5 protein-coding genes and 1 pseudogene are annotated in these 8030 nt (G+C 38.8%); all 6 read right to left on the reverse strand.

Translation table 11 applies throughout. From position 1 onward, the window contains the following. Positions 1–555: 555 nt before the first annotated feature. Complete coding sequence (locus UMU13_RS11705) at positions 556–1272, reverse strand: tRNA1(Val) (adenine(37)-N6)-methyltransferase (protein ID WP_328219310.1); 717 nt, start codon at positions 1270–1272, stop codon at positions 556–558. After that, positions 1259–4273, reverse strand: a complete 3015-nt coding sequence (locus tag UMU13_RS11710; protein WP_328219312.1) for a PAS domain S-box protein — start codon at positions 4271–4273, stop codon at positions 1259–1261. The genes UMU13_RS11705 and UMU13_RS11710 overlap by 14 nt, the downstream gene beginning before the upstream one ends. 575 nt (positions 4274–4848) lie before the next feature. Next, a complete protein-coding gene (locus tag UMU13_RS11715; RefSeq protein ID WP_328219314.1) occupies positions 4849–5412 on the reverse strand; it encodes a hypothetical protein in 564 nt (187 codons plus the stop codon). Between the two features lie 56 nt (positions 5413–5468). After that, positions 5469–5810, reverse strand: a complete 342-nt coding sequence (locus tag UMU13_RS11720; protein ID WP_328219316.1) for a DUF4870 domain-containing protein — start codon at positions 5808–5810, stop codon at positions 5469–5471. Positions 5811–5936: 126 nt separating this feature from the next. Continuing rightward, positions 5937–6917: an OmpA family protein gene (locus UMU13_RS11725; protein WP_328219318.1), complete on the reverse strand. Its 981-nt coding sequence runs from the start codon at positions 6915–6917 to the stop codon at positions 5937–5939. A 380-nt stretch (positions 6918–7297) separates the two neighbouring features. After that, positions 7298–7440, reverse strand: a pseudogene (locus tag UMU13_RS11810) (IS256 family transposase); the annotation flags it as partial. Positions 7441–8030 lie beyond the last annotated feature (590 nt).

Raw genomic sequence — 8030 nt, forward strand, 5'->3', positions numbered from 1 at the left:
AAGTTGATAAGGCAGGCATTTGGTGTATTGAAAAGTGGCAAACCGTATGATCCGGATCATGCAAATAATTTAACTTTGGTTGCAAAAAATGCTTGACTTTTAACACGGAACATCTCGACCGAAGCAGAAAGATCTCAATGCCAAATAACGAAATAGATTTCTCCACTCCACCGGGCACATAAATGCTTATGTGCTCGCTTCCGGTCGATATGACAATAAATTGTGTCATTCCGAGCTAAGCCGAGGAATCTCTTTCGTCAAACAGCAATTTCATACCCCATCCTATCCTTCCCCTAAAATATGGGAAGGGACTTTCTTCTCCCCCTGGATTAGGGGGAGATGCAGAGGGGGTATATTGTGTTTTCAAACAAAGTACCTAAACCTGCAGGGCTAAAGCCGCGCTTCCTGAATTATTCAAAGCTCTCATAGCAAAAACGAGATTTCTCTCCGCCCTTGAGCGAATCTAAATAACACTTCTTGGGTACTTGTCATCTCGACCGAAGCGGAGAGATCTCAATGCCAAATAACGAAATAGATTTCTCCACTCCACCGAGCTTAACTATCCTCATTGATAAATATATTTTTATACTCCTGAGTTTCAACACCCTTTATTTTCTGAAAGAGCGGTTTTTCCACTTTCAACTCGATTCCCCCTTCCTTTCTGCACTCCAGGAAAATCTGCCTGGCTGGTTTGTCAATATCCGGATGTAAAAATCTCACTCTTTTCGGCTCTATACCGTATTTCCGGCAATAGTAAAAGGCTTCCACTGCTAAATCGGCTTCATAACAAAAATAAAACAGACCTTTATTCTTCAAATAGCTTCTGCAGAATTTCAGAATATCATCCAGATTGAGATTATCACTGAAACGGGCTCTGTTTTCCTCATCCGTGGTACACTGTCTGCCTGTGTGGGATTTTCTGTATGGCGGGTTTGAAATGATCATATCATACGGTTTTGAAGGCTTAAATTGCTTTAAATCCATATTAAACGGCTTTATAACATTATCCAATTTATTGATATCCATTGTTTTTAGAAGGCATTCATACATTTGGCTGCTGATTTCAACCGCATCGATTTTACCATACCCATACAGATAATTCAGCAGAACAGAAATCAAGCCGGATCCTGCCCCGATATCGAGAATATTACTAAAATACTTTTCTCCGTCCACAAATCTTGATAAGATTACACTGTCAGCATTAAACCGGTAACCTTCGGAAGGCTGGCATATTTCAATACGTCTGTCTAAAATCGTATCAATCGTTTCCATGCTTTGCAATATCCATAATGGTTCTTTTGAGAAGTTCAGGTTTCAGAGGTTTATTTAAAAAGCTGAAATTTCTATTTTCATTCAACTCAGCAATTTTATCAGCATCATGCGAATAACCACTCACCAGAATAAAACCCATATCCGGACTTATTGACATTATATCCTCGTAAAGTTCGATGCCATTTTTAAAAGGAATAACATAATCGGAAACCACACAAAAAATATCATCCTTATTCTCTTCAAATTTTCTCAAACCTTCTTCACCATCCGCCGCTTCTATTATATTAAAACCGGCTGCGCCCAGCATTTTTGACAGTACATTTCTCACACTTTCGTCATCCTCACACAGCAATACTTTTTTCTCGGTATAAGAAACTTTTTCATCCGGTTTAGTCTCTTTCCCGATTAACTGCTTCTCTGACGGTTTTTCATCAGATACAGGAAAATAAATGTAAAAGGTAGTCCCCCTGCCCTTTTTGCTTTCACAGAAAATATATCCATTATTCTGTTTCACTATCCCGTAAATAGTCGCAAGCCCAAGCCCTGTACCCGTACCAGCTGATTTTGTTGTAAAAAACGGCTCAAATATTTTATATAGTTTTTCTTCATCAATACCGGCTCCATTATCTGAAACTGTGAGAAGACAATATTTATCGGCATTTGGCTTAACAATGCTGTTATGTTCTAATATATCTTCCGAACTGCCCGTTGACACCTTAATGTCGATTCTGCCGTTATCTTCAATAGCATCTCTGGCATTGGATACCAAATTGAGAATAATCTGATCCAGCTGCACCGGATCAATTTTTATGTAAATCGGATGTGAGTAATACTCAACCATCAGCTGTATATTTTCTTTAATCATTTTTCTGTAAAGTTTTTCACTGATACTCAGCTGCCGGTTGACATCTATGATTTGTGGCATTGACACCTGTTTCCTGCTGAAAGCCAGCATATTTTCAACAAGCTTTGCTGATCTTTCGGCAAGCTGCATCATTTGGGAAAGATATTCTTTCTCATGCTGTTCAAGATTTCTGCTTCTCTTTAAAAGATCTATATAAGCCATCATTCCCGCCAGAAAATTATTAAAATCGTGGGCGATGCCTCCGGCAAGCTGCCCCACAGCTTCAAGTTTCTGCGACTGGATAACCTGTCTTGTAAGTTCGTCTTTCTCTTTTTCCGCCCTTTTTCGCTCACTTATATCTCTGATTACATTCAGTATTGCCGATTTACCTTCATATTCAATCAGTGTTGAGTTAATCTCTACAGGGAAGGTGGTGCCGTCTTTTCTTTTATGTTCCGTTTCAAAAATCATGCTGCCTTTTTGACGGATTGCATCGATATTTTCTTTAATTTTATCTGTTCCTTCTTTTGTTCTGATATCTTCTATATTCATATTTTTCAATTCTTCAGTGGAATAACCGTAATATTCAGCCCCCTTCCTATTGGTACTTAAGATATTTCCATCCAAATCAACTATGCGTATAGCGTCATTGACACTGTTGAAAATGTTTTCGAATTTCTCCTCGGTCTGTTTTCTCCTCGTAATGTCATAAGCAAATGACACAAAAACCGGTTTTTCAAGTTCCATCCATTGCAGGTAAATCTCAACGGGATATTTGCTTCCGTCTTTCCTGCAGTGATATGTATTGAAAATAACTTTATCTTTTTCTCCGGTTTTCAGTGGATTTATGATTTGTTCAAAGTCCTCTTTGGTACTATTCAGATTTATGTCCAGAGGGGTCATTCGCCGGAGCTCATCGAGAGAGTATCCGATATTTTCAAGTGCCGATCTGTTGGCATCGATAAATTCAAGTGTATCCGCATCGTAAATATAGATCTCATTAATAGAATCTTTAACTATCGTTGCGAGCCTTTCAAGATCTTTTTCTCTGTAGTAACTCTCCGTGTTATCCTCAACCACTGCAATTCCTGAAACGACTTCACCGTTTTCATCCTCAATACCTTTAAACGAGGCTCTGGCATAAACCGTTTTATTTCCTGTAACAGAAGTATACCAACCTTCGGCAACTCCAAATCCTTTTATAATAGAATCGTTGTATGCTTTACTAATCTTTTCATTATTCAGCTCAAGCAAATTCAGCTGCGTGATTTTTTCCTCGGAAGAGCCCATTAAATCGGCAAAGACACTGTTGCATTCCAGTATATTACCTTCTTTGTCATACTGCATTATTCCCAAAGGAGAATTTTCAAACAAAGCTAAATATTTATCCCTCTCATTTTCAGTCTCCCTTCGTTGTTTTCTAATAATTCTATATGAGACGAACAGTCCCAAAAAACCAAAAATACCCAAAACGGCCGAAGATATAATAAACTGCTTTGTTTCCCTCACAAGCACTGCCTGGTAAGGTGAAAAATTCAGAGTGACACTGATCCCTCCCCTGATTTCACCAACTTCATAATATCTGTCACCAATCTTATAGCCTTTTTCACCGTGGCATTTCAGACATACTTCTTTTACTTTGAGGGGGGCCATATACCTGAAAACGGTTTTTCCGTTTTTATCAGCCAGCTGTTTATATTCTGTTTTACCTGCTTCAAAGCTTTTTAAAGCTCTTTTTTCCCACCTGTTCGGCTGATTTTTTGGATTTATCGGATCCAGACTGGTTATATGGCTAATAATGTCATCGTTCTTTTTATTTTCAAACTCATGAAGGAGGCGGGTTACATAAGCCGGATTCAAAAGTGTTAATTTTTCCCCTTTTTCAGTTGTCACATCCCGGCGGGGTATCTTTAAGTATGGATTTGGTTTTATATAATTGGATACAGGGACATAAACACCGCCAAGCGTGGATATCCATTCCCTTAATATAACATCTTTTTCAAAACTCTCTCTGGCTTCCTCCAAAGCCCTTGAATAAACATGAGCTTTTACATGGAAATAGTATATAACGCAGTTAACAGCTATAATGAAAAACCAAAAGGAGCAGATAATAATAAAAATATTTTTCAGATTTTTAAGAGAAGAAAGATTTAACAACGCACGCCTCTGAATACTTGATCTATAATTTTATCATAAAAATTTTTATATTACAAAAGTATTTATAGAGTTTTATGTCAACATCTTATATTTATAATTCAAGTTTCGCACTTACACTGTTTTCACGTCTTTGTTCACCCTGTTAAATATCAGCTTCGCTGATTGCCTGTGGCATTTAACAGGGCAGGGAGTGATAACGACGAAGCAATCTCCCTACTTTTTTTGTTTTGAGATTTCTCCGCTCCACCGAGCACATAAATGCTTATGTGCTCGCTTCCGGTCGAAAAGACACGAATAGGTAGTTGTCATCCCCAGCGAAGCCGAGGGATCTCCATCTATATGCTAATAATTTCTGCGTTTCTGCTTAGTGAGATAAGACATTTGAATAAGTACCCCACCTACCATAGTGCTCGGAACTTGTCTCCCCCTACCAAAGAGTTAGGAGGGGGCTGGATAGTGGTAAAATTTATAACAGTTCTATCATTCAAAACTCTCTCTTTGATTAACTCACGTTGAACTAATATACGTCAAGGAGCTGCTGCAAAGGATGACTTATCGCCGCTTACTAAATACATTTATTTTTCTATTTTTATAGTTTTGACAAATTCGGTTGTTTTGTTTGAATTTTTGTCTCTTAGCACGGTTTCGAGTAAATATTTTCCCGGAGGTGCACCACTGAGAGTATAGGTAAGATCCATTTTAAATTCTGTGTTGGGAAAAGGTGAAACAAAATCAAATGAGCCAAAGTTTTTCTTGCCCATTAAAATGTTTCCTTCTGGATCAAGAACATGCAAGTCGGTTGCGATAGTTATATGGTTTAAACTGTTTGTTTTTTCTATTTTATACCCTACCACCTGGCAAACAATATAAATCGGTTCACCGGCACTATAAACATTGCTGTCTTTGGAAATATAATTGTTATGATCCTTGACAAGCTTTGCATTAAGTACAGTAAGAGGTATATCATCCCAGAGAGAAAATATTGATTCTCGTAAGCTTTGAAAGGCTTCAAGATTATTTTCAGCTTGATAAGCTTCACGGGCATTTTCAATTGAACTGTTAAAATCTTTGGCGGATAAAGGAAATGCGGCTAACATAATAAAGAACAACGAAAGCACGCTTAATTGTAATTTATTCATTTTTTACCCCCCTTAAGTTTTTTTAGTTTCTCGCGGGTGAGGCTAATAAATGATCCTTACTCGCTTTTCTGAAAAACCTGTTTTTCGGCAAAGTCCCCGGCCCAGGGAAGTTTATACATTTCCCCCTGAAATGACTTAATCATCATCATAATCCAGAGTACTATCGTCAGCAGGAATATTATGAACGTAAGAAGCCCGAGAACCGGAATCGCCCCCAAAACAAGGCTAACAACAAACAGGGCAAGAAAAACCACAAGGGACTGCATTGCATGAAATCTTACAAACTGGTTTTCTTTCTCCAGCAGCAAAAAAACGATTCCTGTGATCCATCCAAGCACATAGCACAACAACGCTTCAATATTTTGGTCAATACCCAAGATTGTCTTATTTTTCTCCATTTTTTAACCTCCTTTAAAAGGCCTTGGCAGGCCTTTATTAATGTTGGTATTCAATATTATCAATAACTCAGCCTCCGCTAAAAGACCTCCGAATGGCAACCTATTGTATTGAAGAAACTTTGTTTTTTACTGCTCTAACATCTTGATCAATTCAACCCGGCGGTTTCGTGCCCGGCCATCCTCGTCTTCATTACTGGCAACTGGCGCCCATGGGCCTAATCCACGAGGCTTGAGCCTGTCTTTTGAGATTCCGTGTTCGGATGCCAGAAATTCCACGACAGACTCTGCACGACGCCGGGACAAGTCCATATTATATTCAATACTTCCGACAGCATCGGTATGGCCGACAACCCCGAGGTGGAGATCCGGTTTCTCCTCCAAAAACGCGGCTATTTCAGCCAGCGTGGATTCAGATTCTTCCTTGATCGTGGCTTTGTCCGTATCGAAGTGGATGCCGTAAATGCGAACACTGCCCGTTTCCTCAATATCTTTTGCCATCGTCTCGGCATTTATATCAACCTTGATCTTGCCGGACTTCATTGGCTTTTCTTCAAGAATCTGAAGAGCAGTGACAGGCTGCCAGTCAGCATCGGCGTTGTCACTAATCCAGATATGGGCAGAAACATAAACATCTCCGTCTTCTTGCGGAAGTCGGGCCAAAAAGTAGCTTTCATCTTTTCCGCTAAGAACACTTTTGCTATGATCCCCTTCGATATTGTCAAAATCTCCATAAATATCGTATGGGATCTCATCAATACCTCCATAACATTCATACACCATTTCAAAACCGGCATCCTTCAGGGCCCGCTGATAGTTTCGCCGTATTTGCAATACAGATAAACCTTCAGGAGGTAAGAAATACAAAATCCGGCTGACTTCTCCTTCCGGCACAAGCTCCTGGAGTTCGCCATTTTCTTCCCCTGTATAAAAGGTCAAACGGCCATAATCATAATGCTCGTAGCCTTTTATATAAGACCCTTCATACCGGGAAATCATTGGATGATCCTTGCTTCCTTCCATATCCTCTTGGGCAAGGACAGAGGATGAAACAGCACCAGAAAAAACAAAAATCATTACCACCAGAAACAAATTACTTTTCTTAAACATACGGTAACCTCCTTTTTTGCAAGCGCAGCTTTCGGGGCTCCTTTGTTAATCGATAGCCGTAAGCAAATTGTTGGTATTGTAACGACTATCCCATTCGAAAATCTTTGTTTTTTTTTGCAGACGAGCAACAAAACCAAAGAAAAAATCGTCGAACTGATTCTAAGCTTATTTATTTGTCAAAAACTCTCTTATTATAATTTTATCAAAAATCCAGTTTTTTGTCCAATCTGTCTTCTGAAAACCGTAGACTATATATAGCTTTGCTATTCAAAATAGCCAGATGAGCTAAGGTCAGATTCCAGTTCCAAATAGGCTTATGCCACTTCTTCTCGGCATTCTGTATCCCCCGTGTGCAAAAGTTTAAAAAGACTGTTTTCGTGATGTTTTTTGACTAACTGGGGCTCAAATTACTATTTCTGTTCCTGGTAACATCAAGATAAAATTCTCAGGCTGAACTTTTCATTGTCTTGGATGAATTGCCATTCTTGCGGTTATTTGTAAGATCTTCGGATAAATGACTGTCAAATTAACCTTCTAAGGCTGCTTAGCTCAGTTGCTTAATCACTGGCACCTTTATTTACTTCTTCCAATGCTTTGTTAAACCTGTCCGACAGCGGGCGGAATCTAATTCTTCCTTTTTACTCATGTGTCACCCCTTATTTCTATTTGATAACAGAGTGACACAAAAAATTAAATGTTCTCTATTCAAGGCTATTTTTTGAGTTTTTGTTTTTACAGGCAGGTGGATAACCCATCCTGAATAATATTCTTTTTTATTTTTTGTCCATTATTTTTGTACCAAATCAGTATGTGAATAAAAGTCAGCATGTTAAAGATTTAGCTAAGAGAATAGCTGTTTTTCGCTCTGATTTAATGGCTTTAGTGTATGATTTTGTTCCTGAGTTAGTAAAAATGTGTAATGGGGGTTCTGAAAAAGTGTCTGGAGCTATACAGTTTATGAAATACAAAGTAAGGGCTCTGAATAATTCAGGAAGCGCGGCTTCAGCCGTGCACAGTTTATTTCGAAACCCTGTATTATCAAGCATGCGGGACTACCAGGGCACTTAATAATTAAGTGCCCTGGCCTAAAACTGAGAAAAACACATTATTCAA

It is taken from the genome of Flexistipes sp. (genome assembly GCF_036172515.1).
In the GTDB taxonomy this organism is placed as follows: domain Bacteria; phylum Chrysiogenota; class Deferribacteres; order Deferribacterales; family Flexistipitaceae; genus Flexistipes.